This window comes from Herbaspirillum sp. SJZ107 (assembly GCF_006715485.1).
Lineage (GTDB): Bacteria > Pseudomonadota > Gammaproteobacteria > Burkholderiales > Burkholderiaceae_D > Telluria.
Genome location: NZ_VFNH01000002.1, coordinates 168,086 through 186,634 on the forward strand (window position 1 = coordinate 168,086; position 18,549 = coordinate 186,634).

The window sequence follows — 18,549 nt, forward strand, 5'->3', positions numbered from 1 at the left end:
GTGAAGATCGAATTGACCAGACTGCGCCTGCTGGAAACCGGACCGCGGCGCTTCTGGCCGTTCCGTTCGGCCGCGCAGCTGCAGAGTTACTTGTTATGTGTGCTGGTGCCGCTGGTCGGCATCGGCGCGCTGGCCCAGGCGGTTTGGCATGCCCACGTGATCGGCATTCCGGCGGTGGCCGGCGCCTTCGGCGGCGCGCTGCCCTCGGTCTACCTGGCGCGCCCGGCCCGCTTCGGCGTCAAGGGGCCGGGCCGGGCCCAGGCCCTGGCCGCCCTCGAGGCGCGCCTGCCGCTGCTGGGCTTCCAGCCGAGCGACACCGAAACCGGCCTGTGGGTCTGCCGCAAGCGCCTGCCGCAGCTGCTGCGCTGGGACCAGCAGGCCGTGCACCTGGCGATGGACGGCAACACGCTCTGGGTCAGCGGCCACTATGCGGGCCTGCTGTCGCTCCGGCGCTTCCTGCGCCAAGGTTTTCCCGCTTAAGCCGGCGCCGCTTCCGGCTGGCGCAGGCGGCTGTGCACCTCGACGTCCTTGAACTCGATCAGGATCGTGGCCCCGGTGGCAAACAGGATTTCATGGCGCAGGAAGCCTTCGCCGCAGGCGCTCAGCTCGTGGCAGGCGACGTCGCCGAAGCCGTCGCCGTCCTGGTAGAACAGCGGTTTACCGGAAGGAAAATCGACCAGGATGCGGCGGATCGCGCTGTAGCGCAATCCCCAGATCCTGCGGTCGTAGGTATCCATGATGGCCAGCTCGACCCGCACCGGATGGTCGCCGGGCACGATCCACGGGCGCGGCAGCTGTTCCAGCGGCGCTGGCCGGCTGCCGTCGCGGATATCCAGGTGCAGCAGCTCGCCGTCGTGGATGTCGGCACGGTCGAAGAAGGCAAACACGTGCTCGGGCAGGGTGCCGCGCAGGGTTTCCAGCTGCTCACGGTAGGCGCGCAAGGCCTTCCCCCAGCTCGTGGCATCGCTCTCGGCTTGTCCGCTGCGAACGCTTGCCCAACGTTTTTTTGTCAGATATTTCATGATTTCCCGGAGATGTGTCTGGAGCCTGCCACTGCCGGCTCATAAATACGACATGGGTGCGTTCGCGCACGGCGCTTCGCTAATGAACTGCGGTATACTGTACATCCATACAGTATTCCTGCCAAGATGGAACTCAAAAACAAGCTGGAAATCCTGGCCGATGCCGCCAAGTACGACGCGTCCTGCGCCAGCAGCGGCGCGCCCAAGCGCGATTCCGTCGACAAGGATGGCCTTGGCGCCACCAACGGCATGGGCATCTGCCACAGCTATACGCCGGACGGGCGTTGCGTCTCGCTGCTCAAGATCCTGCTGACCAACTTCTGCATCTACGATTGCCAGTACTGCGTCAACCGGCGCAGCTCGAACGTGCCGCGCGCCCGCTTCAACGTCGACGAAGTGGTCAAGCTGACCCAGGATTTTTACCTGCGCAATTACATCGACGGCTTGTTCCTGAGTTCCGGCATCATCCAGTCCAGCGACTACACGATGGAGCAGCTGGTGGAAGTCGCGCGTCGCCTGAGGGTGGACCATAAATTCCGCGGCTACATCCATTTGAAGACGATCCCGGATGCCGACCCGCGCCTGATCGAACTGGCCGGCAAGTACGCCGACCGGCTATCGGTCAACATCGAGCTGCCGACCCAGGACAGCGTGCAGAAGCTGGCCCCGGAAAAGAGCGTGCACACGATCAAGCTGGCGATGGGCTCGATCCGCACCAAGCTCGACGAAAAGGACGACCACCCCAAGGCGCCGGTGTTCGCGCCGGCCGGCCAGAGCACCCAGATGATCGTCGGCGCCGACGCCAGCGACGACCACACCATCCTGAACACGGCCCAGACCCTGTACGGCAGCTATAAACTCAAGCGCGTGTATTACTCGGCCTTCAGCCCGATCCCGCAAAGCCCGTCCAGCGTGCCCTCCGCGCCGCCGCCGCTGCTGCGCGAGCACCGCCTGTACCAGGCCGACTTTTTACTGCGCGGCTATGGTTTTACCGCCGGCGAACTGATGCCGCAGAGCGGCAACCTGGCGCTCGACATCGACCCCAAGCTGGCCTGGGCGCTGGCCAACCGCGAGCACTTCCCGATGGACCTGAACCGCGCCGACGAAACCATGATCGCGCGCATCCCCGGCATCGGGCTGCGCTCGGCCAAGCGCCTGATCGACCTGCGCCGGCTGCGCCGCATCCGCTGGGAAGACCTGTCGCGCCTGCGCTGCAGCCTGAAAAAGCTGGCGCCCTTCGTCGTCACCGCAGACTACAAGCCGGCGCAGGGTGCCGTGTCGTCCGAACTGCTCAGGCGTAACATGGCGGACGCCCCCGAGCAGATGAACCTGTTTCCGGAAATACAGGCCGCATGAGCGCGCCGACGCCAGCGCTCCCAGCAGCGGTCCTGCACGTGCAGGCCGGCCAGCCGCTGCTGGTCGAAACCTTTGCGGAATGGCGCGAGGCGGCGCGCGACCTGCTGGTCTGGGGTGTGCCGCCCGAGGCGATCACCTGGAGTTCGCCGCAGGCCGGTGGCGATCTGTTCTCGAGCGCGGCGGCCGCGGCCGAGGCGCCTGCTGCGTTCACGGCATCCGTACCTGCGAAAAACCCACCCCACGTGCCGCGCTCGCTGATGGAAATGCTGCAATCCGCCGCCTGCTGCCGCGTGGCCGACCGCTGGGCCTTCCTGTACCGGGTGATGTGGCGCTGGCAGCAGGGCGAGCACGACGTGCAGTCGCCGGCCGACGAAGACGGCGCCCGCCTGAATGCGATGGTGAAGGCGGTCCGGCGCGAGGAACACGATATGCATGCCTACATCCGTTTCCGCGAACGCCCGGTCGATGCCGGCCCGCCGCGCTTCGTTGCCTGGTATGAACCGCGCCACGACGTGCTGCCGCAGGTGGCCGAACATTTCGTCAGCCGCATGGGCAAGGTCAGCTGGATGATCGCCACGCCCGAGGCCAGCGTGCTGTGGGACGGCCATACGCTGCACAACACCGGCCCGCTGGTCGGCCGGGCCGAAGACCTCGACCAATCGGACAAGGACGGCGGCGAAGCCCTGTGGCTGACCTATTACCGCAGCATCTTCAATCCGGCGCGCCTGAACACCGCGGTGATGCAGCAGCACATCACCTCGGACCGCTGGAAGAACCTACCGGAGGGAAAAATCGTGCCGCATATGATCAGCGAAGCCGCCATGGGTGCGCGCAAGATCGGCCAGGCCCAGGCCGTCGGCCAGCGCAAGGGGACGACGATCCCGATCGCGCCGGCGGATGCCCAGCCCGAACGCCAGCAGCCGACCAAGCTCGACGAATGCCGGCGCTGCGAGCTGTGGCAGTTCGCGACCCAGGCCGTGCCCGGGGAAGGCCCGCAACACGCGCCCATCATGTTCGTCGGCGAGCAGCCGGGCGACCAGGAAGACCTGGCCGGCCACCCCTTCGTCGGCCCGGCCGGCAAGCTGCTCGACCAGGTGTGCGAGGCGGCCGGCGTCGACCGCGACACGATCTACGTCACCAACGCCGTCAAGCATTTCAAGTGGGAGCCGCGCGGCAAGCGCCGCTTGCACAAGACGCCGGCCCAGCGCGAAGTCGAGGCCTGCCACTACTGGCTGGACAAGGAACTGGCACAGGTCAAGCCGACCGTCATCGTGGCGCTCGGCGCCACCGCGCTGAAATCGGTACTGCGCAGTGCCAACGTCACCCTCAAAAATTCGCTCGGCAAGCCGATGAAGGTGGACGGACGCTGGGTCGTCACGACCTATCACCCGTCGTATGTGCTGCGCGTGCCGGGCGAGGATGCCAAGCATGAAGCGTTTTCGACCATGGTGGCGGGCCTCAAGCTGGCGCATGAGCTGCTGGAGCGGCCGATCGACGCGCCGGCGCCGGAATAATCTTCGTGTTTACATGCATATGTGCAGCTTTCATACGGCGTATATGCATGTCAAATATGTAATATTTTGTTGCGTCAATATCCCATTTGGTGTCCACTAGCTAATCTCTAGCGACACCAATCATAAAAGGGATGCCGATGAACAAACGCACTGCCTGCGCGCTGGTCCTGACTTGCCTGACGCTGCCTGTCCTTGCCCAGACCCAGCCCGAACCTGCACCCGCCGCACCGCCCGCTGCCGTGCCGGTGCAGCAAGCTGCCGGCGAAGCGGCGCCGGAGACGGTCGCCGCCCAGATCCTGGTGTCCGGCAAGCGTCCCGGTCCCGGGCTGTGGAAGGTGTCCAAAGGCGAGCACGTGATGTGGGTATTCGGCCTGTATTCGCCGCTGCCGCACAAGATGGAATGGGATGCCGGGCGCGTCGAACGCCTGGTGGCGCAGTCGCAGGAAGTGTTGACGCCACCGGGCGTCTCGGTCGGCACCGACAGCTTTTTCGGTACCCTGGCCGCGCTGCCGTCGATGATCGGCATGAAGAAGAACCCGGACGGCGCCACGCTGCATGAGATGCTGCCGGCCGACGTCTACGTACGCTGGCAGGCGCTCAAGAGCAAGTACATCGGCAACGACGACGACGTCGAGCGTTATCGTCCGCTGTTCGCTGCGGACGAATTGATGGAAGCCGGCCTGAAAAAGACCGGTCTCGCCAAGTCCTACGAGGTACGCAAGCAGATCGAGAAGATCGCAAAAAAGAACGACGTCAAATTGACCAATGCCAGCGTCCACATCGCGATCGACAACCCGCGCCGCGCGCTGAAGGAATTCAAGCAGTCGCAGATCGAAGACACGGCCTGCTTCGTCAAGACCCTGGAGCGCTTCGAATCCGACATCGATGCGATGCGCGCACGCGGCAATGCCTGGGCCAACGGCAATATCGCCGAGATCCGCAACCTCGACTATGCCGAACGCGAGGATGCCTGCAACAGTGCGGTGTTCAACGGCTCCTTTGCCAGGAATAATCCGCAGATGCAGGACCTGCCCGAGCGCCGCCGCGCGGCCTGGCTGAAAGCAGTCGACAGTGCGCTGGAAAAGAACAAGGCGACGTTTGCGATGCTGGCGATGAGCGACATTCTCGGGCCGAAGAGCTACCTGTCCCTGCTGCAGGAAAAGGGCTATACGGTCGAGAGTCCGAAATGAGGCGCCGGGGCATTGCATGCGTACTGATGCTGGGCGTGCTGGCGCTCCCGGCGCTGGCCCAGACCGCGTCCGACCCGGCCACGCCGCCGGCCGCCGCACCCCAGGCCGAGGGCGCGTCCCCGGAATTGCAGGACTTGCAGGCGGCGCCAGCCCAGATCGTCGTGTCTGGGCGCCGCCCCGGTCCCGGGGTCTGGAAAGTCTCGAAGGGCAACCACGTCATGTGGGTGTTCGGCGTGTACTCGCCGCTGCCCAGGAACATGGAATGGGATGCCAGCCGGGTCGAGCACTTGCTGTCGCAGTCGCAGGTGCTGCTGGCGCCGCCGTCGGCATCGGCGCACGTCGGCTTCTTCAAGGGCTTGCGCCTGCTGCCGCAACTGCCGCGCCTGATCGGCATCCAGAAGAACCCGGACGGCGCCACGCTGCAGGACGTGCTGCCGGCCGAGGTCTACGCGCACTGGACGCTATTGAAGGACCGGTACATCGGCGACAACGAGGACGTGGAACGCCTGCGGCCGCTCTTCGCGGCGCAACGCCTGCAGGCCGCCGGGCGCGACAAGTCCGGCCTGGTGAACGGCAGCATCGTGCGCGAACGCATCTTCCAGATCGCCAAGGCCAACAAGGTCAAGGTGCTGCAGTCCGGTTTCGAACTGGAGCTGGACAACGTGGGCCAGGCGCTCACGGCATTCAAGAAGACGCAGCTGAACGACGCGGCCTGCCTTGCGAGGACGCTCGACAGCCTGGAACAGGACCTCGGCGCCCTCCAGCAGCGCGCCAGTGCCTGGGCCGACGGCAACATCGCCGAGATCGAAGGCCTCGACTACACGACGCAAGCGCAAGCCTGCGACGAGGCAATCCTGGGCAGCAGCGCCGCCGGGCAGACCAGTCCGGAATTCCGCTCGATCCACGAGCGCCTGCGCGCGACCTGGCTGGAAGCCGCCGAAAAGGCGATGGCGGAATACGCGTCGACCTTTGCCGTGCTCGAGATGAAGGACGTGTTCGACCCGAGGGGCTACCTGGGCGCGCTGAGGGCCAAGGGCTATACGGTCGACAGCCCCAAATAAGGCGGCGCCGGAGCGCGCGGCTACCTAGGCGGGGTCGGCATGGCCGTTGACGCCATCCTCGCGCGCTGCGGCCTGGGCCACGCGCGCGCCCGGCGCCACGTCGTGGGTCACCCAGACGTTGCCGCCGATGACTGCGCCCTTGCCGATCGTGATGCGGCCGAGCACGGTGGCGCCGGCATAGATGACCACGTCGTCTTCGACCACCGGATGGCGCGGCTGGCCTTTCTGCAGCGAGCCGTCGGCCAGCGTGGTAAAGCGCTTGGCGCCCAGCGTGACGGCCTGGTACAGGCGCACGTGCTGGCCGATGACGGCGGTTTCGCCGATCACGATGCCGGTGCCGTGGTCCATGAAGAAGCCGGCGCCGATGGTCGCGCCCGGATGGATGTCGATCCCGGTTTCCGCATGCGCCAGTTCGCCGACGATGCGTGCCAGCAGCGGCAGGCCGAGTTGATACAGGCAATGCGCCAGGCGGTGATGGATCATCGCCAGGATGCCCGGATAGCACAGCAGCACTTCGTCGACGCTGCGCGCGGCCGGGTCGCCCTGGTAGGCGGCCAGCACGTCGCTGTCGAGCATCATCCGGATGCCGGGCAGGGCAGCGCCGAAGGCTTGCGTGACGGCGAGTGCCTGGCCGGCGCTGTCGGCGCCGGTGCACTGCTGTAGCGCCGCGCTGTACTTGAGCTCGATTTCGACCTGGCGCAGCAGCGCATGCAGGGCCGAGTCGAGCGCATGCGCGACATGGAATTCTTCGCTCTCCTGGCGCAGGCCGGTCGGCCCCAGGCGCATCGGGAACAGTACGCCCTTCAGTTGTCCGACGATGGCGGCCAGGGCATCGCGCGATGGAAATTCGATGCCGCGCACCTCGCCTGTGGCAGGGCGGTGCGCCTGGCGCCATTGCTGGCGGGCGTCATGCAAGCACTGCACGATGCCGGAGATGTCGAAATTCGCCATGGGTATGGTCTTGAAAAAGTGATATGGATGAGTGCTTACTATATGAGTCCATACCGCCTATTTCAAACGAATATATTAGAGCAAGGTCATGCGGCCAAAAAAAAAGCGAAGTCACGGCCGTGACTTCGCTTCGATGCGCATCCGCAGAGCGCGGTGTGTCTTACTTGGCTTTCGACTTGCGTCGCGCCGCAACGCAACCCAGCAAGGCAATGCCGAACAGGGCAAAGGTGCCGGGTTCCGGTACCTTCGTGCCCGGGGTCGGCGTCGGGGTAGGAGCAGGCGTCGGGGTCGGAGTCGGGGTCGGAGCCTGGACGATGACGTTGCCGCCAAAGCCGGAGACCTTGAAGTAATCGTTGCCGTCACCGAAGTAGCTCGAATGCGCGACACCCGAATAGGCCGAGTTGTAGGCGCTGACGAGCCACCAGGAAGCGGCCTTGTCGCCGCTATTGAAGCTCAAGGCGCTGCTGGTGCTCAGGTTGGCATAGTCGCCTACCCACTCCCAGCCGGCAGTGTCGGTCAGGTTGGCGACCGTGCTGTTGCCGAGCACCGGCGCCTGGGTGCCGGTATAACGCAGGATGCTGACGTCGGCATCGTTGTAGGCCCAGCCGAGCGACAGCTGGTTCAGTGCCACGTTGTTCGTGCCAAAACTGATCAGGAGCGCCTCGGTGGCGCCATTATTGTCGATCGCATGCTCCGGGCTGGTGGTGGACTCCCACGGGGAGGAGATGCCAAGGCCGGAGTTGTCGTAATAGACCATCGAGGCGTTGCCGAATTTACCGGTGCCGGCGGCCGACCAGGCCGACACGGTCGCACCGTAATTCACGCCGGCCGAACTTGCCGAACACGTGATTGCACTGGATACAGTGGTACCCTGGCAGTTGCTATCATTGAAGGAAATCTGCCCGGCTTGTGCCAGCCCGGAGGTCGCTGCTACGGCAAAGGTAAAAGCAAGAACGCGGAAGTCGTTGAATTTCATGCTGGCCTCAAAGTGGTTAATTTCTACAAGGATACGTAAATTATTATATTGCAACATATCAAGGCAATCTGATAATTTTTCGTTTCATTGCGAAAATAATTGTTTTTGTTGCTTTTAAGCACAGTTAGTTACCTTGAGTAATTTTTCTGCGGTGTCGTTGGTAGTGCCGCCCTTCGCACGGCTACACTGTCAGGTTGTCAATAGCAGGCGAAGCCGCGTAAAATGCTGCTGACGCGGGTGTAGCTCAATGGTAGAGCCGAAGCTTCCCAAGCTTAAGACGAGGGTTCGATTCCCTTCACCCGCTCCATTTTTCCTGCCGTTTACCCCGTTCAGCCAGTTCCGCCCGCGCGCCCCCTGTCTTGACCTTATGGCAAACTGAAGCCGTCACTGCTTCCGTATCGACCATGCCCGACGACGACCAACGAACCCGACCACCCGACGACCCGCAAGACAAGATCGATTGCGTCTCCGGCGCGCTCATGTTCCTGAGCGGCGGCGGCGAGGTCGGGGCGATGATGCGGGCGCACGACTGGTCGACGTCGCCGCTGGGGCATCCGCGCGACTGGCCGCAGGCCTTGCGCACGGTGGTCGGGCTGATGCTGAACTCCAAGTTCCCGATGTTCGTCGCCTGGGGCCCGGAACTGGCCTTCCTGTACAACGATTCCTACCGCGACGTGCTGGGCGAAAAGCATCCGCAGGCGCTGGGGCGGCGCTTTTACGATATCTGGTCCGAGATCTGGGACGACATCCACCCGCTGATCGAGCGCGCGCTGGCCGGCGAGGCCACCTACGCCGACCGCCTGTACCTCGAGATGAACCGCCACGGCTACGACGAGCCGACCTGGTTCACCTTTTCGTATTCGCCGGTGCGCGACGAGAGCGGCCGCATCGCCGGCATGTACTGCGCCTGCGTCGAGGTCACCGAGCAGGTGCTGGCCGAAAAATACCGCGAGGAAGAGAACGAGCGCTTCCGCACCCTGTTCGAGCAGGCGCCCGGCATCATGGCCGTGCTGCGCGGACCCGAGCACGTGTTCGAGCTGACCAACCAGTCCTACCTGCAGCTGGTCGGCCACCGCCACATCATCGGAAAAAGCGCGCGCGAGGCGCTGCCGGAGGTGGCGGGGCAGGGCTTCTTCGAGCTGCTGGACCGCGTGTACAGTACCGGCGAACCCTTCGTCGGCCATGCCTTGCCGCTGCGACTGCAGCGCGAGCCGGAGGGGCCACTGGAACAGCGCTACCTCGACTTCGTCTACCAGCCGATCCGCGATGCCAACGGTGCCGTGTCCGGCATCTTCGTCGAGGGCAGCGACGTCACGGCGCGCAAGCTGATCGAGGACGAGCTGCGCGCCGCCAACCGCCAGAAAGACCAGTTCCTGGCCATGCTGGCGCACGAACTGCGCAACCCGCTGGCGCCGATCATGACCGCGGCCCAGCTGCTCAAGCTCGGCCGCCACGACCCGAAAAGCGTGAGCAACGCCAGCGAGATCATCGCGCGCCAGGCGGCCCACATGACCGACCTGGTGAACGACCTGCTGGACGTCTCGCGCGTCACCCGCGGGCTGGTCACGCTGGAAAAGGATGAGCTCGACCTGAACGTGATCGTGGCCGCGGCGGTGGAGCAGGTGCGGCCCCTGATCGACGCGCGCCGCCATGCGCTGACCCTGCAGATGTCCGGCCAGCCGGCCCACGTATTGGGCGACCGCACGCGCCTGGTGCAGGTGATCTCGAACATCCTCAACAATGCCGCCAAGTACACGGCGCCGGGCGGGCGCATCGTGCTGGACGTGGCGGTCGACGCCGACCAAGGCCGGGTGACCGTGACGGTCAGCGACAGCGGGGTCGGCATCGCCCCCGAAGTGCTGCCCTACATCTTCGACCTGTTCACCCAGGCCGAACGCACGCCGGACCGTTCGCAGGGCGGCCTCGGAATCGGGCTGGCGCTGGTGAAAAGCCTGATCGCGCTGCATGGCGGCACCGTCCACGCCCGCAGCGCCGGCATCGGGCAGGGCAGCCAGTTCTCGCTGTGCCTGCCGTGCCTGGCGGCGCCGCCAGCACGCCAGCCGGCCGCTGCCGGCACGGCGGGGCAGGTGGATGCCGGCCACCTGCGCGTGATGGTGGTCGACGACAACGTCGACGCCGCCCAGATGCTGGCCGCGCTGCTCGAGGTGCAGGGCCATGCGGTGAGCGTCGAGTACGACGCCGGCGGCGCGCTGGCGCGGGCGCGCGCGGAGCGGCCGGACGTGCTGCTGCTCGACATCGGCCTGCCCGACATGGACGGCTACGAACTGGCGCGCCGCCTGCGCAGCCAGCCCGAAAATGCCGGCGCGACGCTGGTGGCGCTGACCGGCTACGGCCAGCACCAGGACCGCGAAGAAGCCGAGCAGGCCGGGTTTGACCATCACCTGGTCAAGCCAGCGGACCTGAACCAGGTCAACGAGGTGCTGGCCCAGGTGGAAGCAAGGCGCCACGTCATCAGCCGGTAACGCGCGGCTCTTACACTTCGTTTTTAGTCAGAAACTAAGTGTAGAGATCGCATGCACCCGTCCCGCGCGCACACCGCTCCGCGTACCCACCGCTTCCTGGCCCTGCTGTGGCCGGCGCTGGCGCTGCTGGCCTGCCTCGTGCTGTGGGGCGCGGCCGTGCTGCGCGCGCAGGCCGAGCAGCAGCGTGCTTTCGACCAGGCGGTCAAGCAAGCCGACGCCTATGCCGAAGCCTACGAGCAGTACATCACCCGCTCGGTCGCGCAGATGGACCAGATCACGATGCAGCTCAAGCACAGCTGGGAGCACGCGCACAGCCGGGCGCTGATCGAGGACATGCGGCGCGACGGCATGTTCACCGACGCCGCCTTCGTCAACGTCGGCGTGGTCGGGCGCGACGGCAGCATCCGCTCGTCCAGCCGCCCCCTCGGGCGCGCCGCCGACCTGTCCGGTGCGCGCTTCTTCCTCCAGCACCGCGACAGCAATTCGACCGCGCTGCGCATCGGCACGCCGCCGCCCGAACTGGAAGGGGCGCAGGGCACGATCCTGTTCAGCCGCCGCCTCGACAACGCCGACGACGAATTCGACGGCGTGCTGCTGATGGCGGTCGATGCCGCCTATTTCACTTCCTTCGTCAGCGCGCCGACGCTGGGGCCGGGCAGCCTGCTGGCCCTGGTCGGCATCGACAACGGCCTGCGCATCGAGCAGGACGGCGACGGCGCAGTGCGCACCCACCGCGCCGGGTCGCTGCTGCCGGCGAATGCCGACCGCTGGCCGGTGGCGCGCGGCGTCCAGCTGGTCGACGGTGTGCAGGGGGCGGGCGGCTTTGCCGACGGACGCGCGCGCGTGCTGGGCTGGCGCCGCTCGGGTGCTTATCCTCTGGTCGCACTGGTGGCGCTGTCGCACGAGGCGGCGCTGGCCGGCGCCGAGGCCTACTGGATCGACAGCCGCAACCAGACGCTGGTGGCCAGCATCGTCCTGCTGGCACTGGCCGCGGTCGCGACCATCCTGTCGCTGCGCGCGGCCGCCCGCGCGCGCGAGCAGGATGCGGTGCAGCGCGCCTACCGCACTGCCACCGAGAGCGGCAACGACGGCTTCTACATGGTCGCCCCGGTGCGCGACCGCAAGGGCCAGATGGTCGACTTCCGCATCGTCGACTGCAACGAGCGCGGCGCCTTCTTCTACAGCATGACGCGCGAGGAACTGGTCGGCAGCCTGGTGTCCCAGGTCGACCGCGGCGTCGATGCGCGCGAGCTGATCGCCAACTATCGCCAGGCGATGACGGCCGGTTTTCATCAGGAAGACCGGCGCATGCCCGACGATAACCGGCTCAACATCCGCTGGGGCCACCGGCGCCTGGTGCGGGTCGGCGACGGCCTCGCCGTCACGCTGCAGGACATCAGCCAGCGCAAGGAACACGAAGCGCAGCTGGCGCGCCTGGCCAACGAGGACAGCCTGACCGGCCTGCCGAATCGCCACTGGTTCCTGAACTTCGTGCCGCCGGCGCTGGCGCATGCCAAGGCCAACAACCAGGAAGCGGCGCTGCTGTTCATCGACCTCGACGAATTCAAGCAGGTCAACGATTCGCACGGCCACGCAGTCGGCGACCGCCTGCTGAAGGCCGCGGCGACGCGTTTGCTGACCCAGCTGCGTCCGAGCGACCGGGTGGCGCGCTTCGGCGGCGACGAGTTCATCGTGCTGCTCAGCCCCTTCGACAGCGAGCACCAGGTGGCGGCGGTCGCCGCGCGCATCATCCAGGCCTTCGGCAAGCCGTTCACGATCGCGGAAGAGCAGCACATGATCGGCGCCTCGGTCGGCATCAGCGTGTTCCCGCGCGACGGCAGCGACGCCGCCACCCTGATCCGCCACAGCGACATCGCCATGTATGCCGGCAAGAACGAGGGCAAGGGCCAGTACCGTTTCTTCGATCCGTCGCAATCGAGCAGCCTCAAGACGCGCGCCCAGCTGCGCCAGCGCCTGCTGGAAGCGATCGAGAAAAAACAGTTCGTGCTGCACTACCAGCCGCGCGTCGACACCCGCAGCGGCCGCCTGCTGAGCATGGAAGCGCTGCTGCGCTGGGAGCACCCGCAGCTGGGCATGATCCGTCCCGACGAATTCATTCCGCTGGCCGAAGCGAGCGGCCTGATCGTGCCGATCGGCGCCATCGTGATCGACCTCGCCTGCGCCCAGCTGGCAGCCTGGCGCGGCCAGGGGCCGCAGGGGAGCGGATTCGCGGTGCCGGTATCGATCAACGTCTCGCCCAAGCAGTTCCTGCGCGGCGGCGTGCAGCGCGAGCTGGCCGACGCCCTGCTGCGCCATGGCGTGGCGCCCGGCCTGCTGGAAGTCGAGATCACGGAATCGGCCATGATGGGCGACCAAGAAGAGATCCTGGCCGAACTGGCGGCGATCCGCGCGCTCGGCATCAAGCTGCACGTCGACGACTTCGGCACCGGCTACTCGTCGCTGTCGCAGCTGCAGCGCATGAAGATGGACGTGCTGAAGGTCGACCGCTCCTTCACCGCCGAGCTGGGACGCTCGAAGGAAGGGCAGGTGTTCTTCCAGGCGATCGTGTCGATGGCCCATGCGCTCGGCATGGAAGTGGTGGCGGAAGGCGTCGAGACCCGCGAGCAGCTGCAGATCCTGCGGGCGCTGGGGTGCAACGAGGTGCAGGGCTACCTGGTGGCGCGGCCGATGGCGGCGGAGGCGATCGGGCCGCTGCTGGCGAGACGGTATTTATTCGAGGATGCGCTGGCGGCTTGAGGTTCGTGTGTGCCATTATGGCCCGCGCCCTCAGCCCGTCGTCCCTGCGCAGGCAGGGACCCAAGTTCGTCACCTGCCAACAGCGCGTGTAACGAGGATGCGTGCAACTTGGGCCCCTGCCTTCGCAGGGGCGACGTTCAAATGCCGCGTGTCGTTTTCTAGCGCAAGCTATTATTGCCCCAGCAGATTCCCGGTCCGGTTCGCGACATCCCCCGCCACCTTGCACACATGCATCCCGCGCAGCAGGTGCCGGTGCGCCGTACACGCAAACAAGACTCCCGACTGCGTGCAGCGCAAGGTCGTCACCTGCCCGCTGACCGGGTTCACGATATCGGCCACCGCATCGCCCGCCTGCAGCCGCTCGCCCAGCTTCTTGAGGAACACCAGCACGCCCGCATGCGGCGCCGCGATCGGTTCCACGCCTTCCAGCGGGGTCGGCTCGGCGATCAGTGCAGGCAGCGGTTCGGGTTCGATGTCGAGCACCCCCTGGCGCGCCAGGAACTGCAGCAGGGCGCGCGCATCCTGTTCGGCCAGGTCGTAGCGCACGTCCCTCTCGCCGCGCAGCTCCACCGTCACGCCGATGCAGGCCATCGGGATGGCGGCTTCCGGGAAAGCCGCGGCCAGGTCCCACCACAGGCGGCTGCAGGCTTCGTCGAAGGGTTCGCCGCCGGATTCGCGCGCCAGCAGGGTCGCGTGCGCGCCCATCAATGCGGCCAGCGGCTTGACCGCGTCCGCCAGCGGCGTGCCGGTGTACAGGTGCAGCACCGCTTCGTTATCGCAGTGCAGGTCGAGCATGACGTCGGCGTCGATCGCCATCCCGAGCAGGGTCTTCTTGAGGTCCTGGGTCGGGTTGTCGGTGTCCCAGGCAGCGACCGAGTGACGCGCGTGCGCGCGGATCAGGGCCACGTTGGCGGCGGCGTCCGCGCCCAGCCGGCCCGCCAGCTCGGTCTTGAGATCGGCGGCGACGTGTTTGTAGGACCGATTGAAATTGATGCCGTTGGCCAGGTCGTAGCGGCCGAACGGCGTGTTGTGGACCACTTGCGACAGCCCGATCGGATTCGCGGCCGGCACCAGGATGATCTCGCCCTTGACGCGGCCTTCGCCGTCCAGACGCTCGAGTTCGCGCCTGAGCACGTGCGCCACCAGCATCGCCGGCACCTCGTCGGCGTGCAGCGAGGCCTGGATGTAGACCTTTTTACCCTGCCTCTGCTCCCCTGCGGCGCTGCCGAAATGGAAGGACGTGAGCTGGAAGCTGGCGACGTTGTCTTCGGTGGCGATCGGGTGGGACTGCTGGCGCATGGGCGCATCTCCTGTGGTGAATCCGCCATTATGTCGGAGAAGACCGGCACGCGGCGCGGGGTATAATGGCGCCCGTTTTTCTTCCCACATCATTGATCCCATGTCCGCAGATACGCCCACCAACAGCCAAGGCCGTCCGATGCTCTACGACCCGACCGAGCACCGCATCCGCAGTTTCGTCACGCGGGCCGGACGCCTGTCGACCGGGCAGGCGCGCGCGCTCGAGGCGTTCGGGCCGCAATTCCTGATCGAGTACCGCAAGGAACAGTTCGATTTCCACGCACCTTTCGGCCGCACTGCGCCGCTGATCCTGGAGATCGGCTTCGGCATGGGCGGCACCACCGCCCACATCGCCAAAGTGATGCCGGACAAGGATTTCATCGGCGTCGAAGTGCACACGCCCGGCGTCGGCAGCCTGCTGAAACTGATCGGCGAAGAGGGCATCACCAACCTGCGCCTGATCCAGCACGACGCGGTGGAGGTGCTGAACAACATGATCGCCGACGGCTCGCTGGCCGGCGTCCACATCTTCTTCCCGGACCCGTGGCACAAGGCGCGCCACAACAAGCGCCGCCTGATCCAGCCGGACTTCGTCAAGCTGTTGTGCAGCAAGCTGCAGGCCGGCGGCTACCTCCACTGCGCCACCGACTGGGAAGACTACGCGGTCCAGATGCTGGAAGTACTGGGCGCCGAGCCGCAGCTGAAGAACACCGCCGAAGGCTATGCGCCGCAGCCGGCCTACCGTCCGCTGACCAAGTTCGAAAACCGCGGCATCAAGCTGGGCCACGGCGTGTGGGACCTGGTGTTCGAGAAGAAGTAAACCTCAGACCATCTCGGCGATGATGGCGACGATTTCGTCGCCATACGAGGCCAGCTTCTTGGCGCCCACGCCCGACACCCCGCGCAATTCGTCCAGCGAGGTCGGCTTGGCCTTGCAGATCTCGCGCAGGGTGGCGTCGCCGAAGATGATGAAGGCCGCCACGTTGTGCGCGCGCGCGGTTTCCATGCGCCACCAGCGCAGTTTCTCGAAGATCGCCTGCTCCGAGGACGACAGGTCCATCTCGGCATAGCCGCGGGTCGGCGCGGCGCGCTTCTGCTTGACCGGTTTCTGGTACTGGCGCAGCTCGACCTTGCGTTCGCCCTTCAGCACCGGGCGCGCGGCTTCGGTGAGCTTGAGCGAACTGTAGGCATCGTGGTCGACCGTGACCAGGCCGAGCGCGATCACCTGGCGCACGATGGCGCGCCATTCCTGCTCGCCGCGGTCGGCGCCGACGCCGTACACCGACAATTTGTCGTGGTGCCACTGGGTGATGCGCTCGGATTCGACGCCGCGCAGCACGTCGATGATGTGGCCGGCGGCAAAGCGCTGGTCGCAGCGGTAGATGGCCGACAGCAGCTTCTGCACCGGCACCGTGGCGTCGAACGAGGTCGGCGGCAGCAGGCAGGTATCGCAGTTGCCGCAGGGGCCGGAACGCTCGCCGAAATACTCCAGCATGCGCATGCGCCGGCAGCTCAGCGTTTCGCACAGGCCCAGCATCGCATCCAGCTTGGACGACAGCACGCGCTTGAAATTCTCGTCGGCGTCGGATTCGTCGATCATCCGGCGCTGCAGCACCACGTCCTGCAGGCCGTAGGCCATCCAGGCGTTCGACGGCATGCCGTCACGGCCGGCACGCCCGGTTTCCTGGTAATAGCCTTCGAGGGATTTGGGCAGGTCGAGGTGGCAGACGAAGCGCACGTCCGGCTTGTCGATACCCATGCCGAAGGCGATGGTCGCCACCATCACGATGTTCTCTTCGCGCAGGAACTGGGCCTGGTTGGCGGCGCGCACGGCGTAGTCCATGCCGGCGTGGTAGGGCAGGGCGCGGATGCCGTTTTCGTTGAGGAAGTCGGCGGTCTCCTCGACCTTTTTACGGGACAGGCAATAGACGATGCCGCAGTCGCCCGGATGCTCGGTGCTGATGAAATCGATCAGCTGCTTGCGGCCGTTGGTCTTTTCGACGATCGAATAACGGATGTTCGGGCGGTCGAACGAGGACACGAACTGGCGCGCCTCTTCCAGCTGCAGGCGCTGGGCGATCTCGGCGCGCGTCATCTGGTCCGCGGTCGCGGTCAGGGCGATGCGCGGCACCTGCGGGAAGCGCTCGTGCAGGATCGACAGGCGGATGTACTCGGGCCGGAAATCGTGCCCCCATTGCGACACGCAGTGCGCCTCGTCGATCGCGAACAGCGAGATGTGCGAGTCCTCGAACAGGTCGAGGCAGCGCTGTGTCATGAGGCGCTCGGGCGCCACGTAGACCAGGTCGAGTTCGCCTGTGCGCACCATGCGCTCGATGCGCAGCGTTTCTTCGAAGGTCTGGGTCGAGTTCAGGAAGGCGGCGCGCACGCCGACTTCGGCCAGCGCGTCGACCTGGTCCTGCATCAGCGCGATGAGCGGCGAGACGACCACGCCGACGCCGTCGCGCAGCAGCGCCGGAATCTGGTAGCACAGCGACTTGCCGCCGCCGGTCGGCATCAGGACCAGCGCATCGCCGCCGCTGGCCACGTGCTCGACGATATCGGCCTGCTGCCCGCGGAACGCGGGGTAGCCGAATACCGTTTCCAGCACGTGCAGCGCGCGTTCTTGGATGTCGCTCGTCATGATGTTCGAATCGTCCTGCTCAAGATGTATTTATATTAGTCGGCCCAGACCACCCAGCCGAAATGCGCGGTGACGAGGACGACGATGCCGAACACGATACGGTACCAGGCGAAGCCCGTGAAGTCGTGCGAGCTGATGAAGCGCAACAGCCAGCGCACGCATAGGAAGGCCGAAACGAAAGCGGCCAGGCCGCCGATGCCGAACAGCGGCAGGTCGGCCGCCGACAGCTCGTGGCGCGCCTTGAACACCGAGTACACGGTCGCCGCCAGCAGGGTCGGGATCGCCAGGAAGAACGAGAATTCGGTGGCGGCCTTGCGCGACAGGCCGAACAGCATGCCGCCGATGATGGTCGCGCCGGAACGGCTGGTGCCCGGAATCAGGGCGAAGCACTGGGCGCAGCCGACCTTCAGCGCGTCCAGCATGGTCATGTCGTCGACGGTAGCGATACGGTGCGACCCCGGCAGCATCTTGTGGCGGCGTTCGGCCCACAGGATGACCAGCGCGCCGATGATGAAGGCCAGCGCCACCGGCACCGGAGCGAACAAGTGGGCCTTGATCGCCTTGGCGAACAGGAAGCCGAGCGCCGCCGCCGGCAGGAAAGCGACGATCAGGTTGACCATGAATTTCTGCTGGCGCGGGTCCGAGCCCAGGCCGCCAAGCACGGCCGCGATACGCGCGCGGTACTCCCACATCACCGCCAGGATCGCCCCGGCCTGGATGGCGATATCGAACACCTTGGCCTTCTCGGTGGTGAAATCGAGCAGGCTGCCGGCCAGGATCAGGTGACCCGTGGATGAAATCGGCAGGAATTCGGTAAAGCCCTCGACGAGGCCCATGATGATCGCTTTGATAGCGAGAATGATGTCCATGAAGTTTTGCTAAGTCAGGTAAGGTTGGGGAGTCGGACGCGGAAGGGATGCTGCGCGGGGCGCAAGCTTACCATGAGCAATGCAACTGCCGTCGAGTAACCCGCCACAGGTGGGGACATTTTTATTTGAAGCAAGGACCTTCAGGCAGTGAGGCGCTCGAGCTCGGACAAATAAAACATGGCTTGCTCGCGTGACGCGCCGCACATCTCCTGCGACGGCTGCAGGCTGGCGCACACGCGGGGCCGGCCCGGCTGCCCGAAAATACGGCAGCCGTTGCTTTCGTCCAGTTGTACGCAGCGCACACCGGCTGGCTTGCCGTTCGGCATGCCGGGAATCGGCGAACTGATCGACGGGGCAGTGCAACAGGCGCCGCAGCCGGGGCGGCAGCCGGAGAAGTCGGGCAGGGAAGTCATGCAGGCGAAGTAATTGC

15 protein-coding genes and 1 tRNA gene are annotated in these 18,549 nt (G+C 65.9%); 9 read left to right on the plus strand and 7 right to left on the minus strand.

All coding sequences use genetic code 11. The features are described 5' to 3' along the window. Positions 1-480, plus strand: a complete 480-nt coding sequence (locus FBX97_RS10445; protein WP_141831338.1) for a hypothetical protein — start codon at positions 1-3, stop codon at positions 478-480. Here FBX97_RS10445 and FBX97_RS10450 read toward each other — a convergent pair. Beyond that, the gene (locus FBX97_RS10450) at positions 477-941 is read right to left on the minus strand and encodes a hypothetical protein (protein ID WP_141831340.1); all 465 of its coding nucleotides are present in this window, start codon (positions 939-941) and stop codon (positions 477-479) included. The genes FBX97_RS10445 and FBX97_RS10450 overlap by 4 nt on opposite strands. Before the next feature lie 207 nt (positions 942-1,148). Here FBX97_RS10450 and FBX97_RS10455 point away from each other — a divergent pair, with 207 nt between their 5' ends. The 4 genes from FBX97_RS10455 to FBX97_RS10470 all read left to right on the plus strand — a co-directional run bounded on the left by FBX97_RS10455 (position 1,149) and on the right by FBX97_RS10470 (position 6,143). Further along, a complete protein-coding gene (locus FBX97_RS10455; RefSeq protein ID WP_141831342.1) occupies positions 1,149-2,378 on the plus strand; it encodes a putative DNA modification/repair radical SAM protein in 1,230 nt (409 codons plus the stop codon). Further along, positions 2,375-3,892 (plus strand): UdgX family uracil-DNA binding protein, encoded by a 1,518-nt coding sequence (locus tag FBX97_RS10460; RefSeq protein ID WP_141831344.1) that lies wholly within the window; start codon positions 2,375-2,377, stop codon positions 3,890-3,892. The genes FBX97_RS10455 and FBX97_RS10460 overlap by 4 nt, the downstream gene beginning before the upstream one ends. Before the next feature lie 137 nt (positions 3,893-4,029). Then, positions 4,030-5,082 carry a TraB/GumN family protein gene (locus tag FBX97_RS10465; RefSeq protein WP_185748555.1) on the plus strand — a complete coding sequence of 351 codons (1,053 nt, stop codon included), beginning with the start codon at positions 4,030-4,032 and terminating at the stop codon, positions 5,080-5,082. Continuing rightward, positions 5,079-6,143, plus strand: a complete 1,065-nt coding sequence (locus FBX97_RS10470; protein WP_255517416.1) for a TraB/GumN family protein — start codon at positions 5,079-5,081, stop codon at positions 6,141-6,143. Before FBX97_RS10465 ends, FBX97_RS10470 begins: the two co-directional genes overlap by 4 nt. A 24-nt stretch (positions 6,144-6,167) precedes the next feature. On the opposite strand, the gene epsC is transcribed toward FBX97_RS10470, so the two are convergent. Together epsC and xdp1 are read right to left on the minus strand one after the other, a co-directional pair. Further along, positions 6,168-7,094 (minus strand): serine O-acetyltransferase EpsC, encoded by a 927-nt coding sequence (epsC, locus tag FBX97_RS10475; RefSeq protein WP_141831348.1) that lies wholly within the window; start codon positions 7,092-7,094, stop codon positions 6,168-6,170. Positions 7,095-7,254: 160 nt separating this feature from the next. After that, a complete protein-coding gene (gene xdp1, locus FBX97_RS10480; RefSeq protein WP_370457220.1) occupies positions 7,255-8,127 on the minus strand; it encodes an exosortase-dependent surface protein XDP1 in 873 nt (290 codons plus the stop codon). Between the two features lie 176 nt (positions 8,128-8,303). On the opposite strand from xdp1, the gene FBX97_RS10485 reads away from it, so the two are divergent. The 3 genes from FBX97_RS10485 (at position 8,304) to FBX97_RS10495 (ending at position 13,310) form a co-directional block, all read left to right on the plus strand. After that, a tRNA-Gly gene (locus FBX97_RS10485) sits at positions 8,304-8,377 on the plus strand. A gap of 97 nt (positions 8,378-8,474) precedes the next feature. Beyond that, complete coding sequence (locus FBX97_RS10490) at positions 8,475-10,553, plus strand: PAS domain-containing protein (protein WP_141831352.1); 2,079 nt, start codon at positions 8,475-8,477, stop codon at positions 10,551-10,553. A gap of 51 nt (positions 10,554-10,604) precedes the next feature. Then, entirely contained in the window at positions 10,605-13,310 is a 2,706-nt protein-coding gene (locus FBX97_RS10495) for an EAL domain-containing protein (RefSeq protein WP_141831354.1), read from the plus strand. A gap of 171 nt (positions 13,311-13,481) precedes the next feature. Here FBX97_RS10495 and FBX97_RS10500 read toward each other — a convergent pair whose 3' ends face one another. Continuing rightward, on the minus strand, positions 13,482-14,609 hold the full coding sequence (locus FBX97_RS10500; protein ID WP_141831355.1) for a succinylglutamate desuccinylase/aspartoacylase family protein: 1,128 nt from the start codon (positions 14,607-14,609) through the stop codon (positions 13,482-13,484). Positions 14,610-14,748: 139 nt separating this feature from the next. Here FBX97_RS10500 and trmB point away from each other — a divergent pair, with 139 nt between their 5' ends. After that, on the plus strand, positions 14,749-15,429 hold the full coding sequence (gene trmB / locus FBX97_RS10505; RefSeq protein ID WP_141834281.1) for a tRNA (guanosine(46)-N7)-methyltransferase TrmB: 681 nt from the start codon (positions 14,749-14,751) through the stop codon (positions 15,427-15,429). A 3-nt stretch (positions 15,430-15,432) separates the two neighbouring features. Here trmB and recQ read toward each other — a convergent pair whose 3' ends face one another. From recQ to FBX97_RS10520, 3 genes are all read right to left on the minus strand, one after another. Further along, the gene (gene recQ, locus FBX97_RS10510) at positions 15,433-17,250 is read right to left on the minus strand and encodes a DNA helicase RecQ (RefSeq protein ID WP_141831357.1); all 1,818 of its coding nucleotides are present in this window, start codon (positions 17,248-17,250) and stop codon (positions 15,433-15,435) included. 35 nt (positions 17,251-17,285) lie between these two features. Further along, entirely contained in the window at positions 17,286-18,119 is an 834-nt protein-coding gene (locus FBX97_RS10515; protein WP_141831360.1) for an undecaprenyl-diphosphate phosphatase, read from the minus strand. Between the two features lie 140 nt (positions 18,120-18,259). Beyond that, complete coding sequence (locus tag FBX97_RS10520) at positions 18,260-18,532, minus strand: YkgJ family cysteine cluster protein (RefSeq protein WP_141831362.1); 273 nt, start codon at positions 18,530-18,532, stop codon at positions 18,260-18,262. Positions 18,533-18,549 lie beyond the last annotated feature (17 nt).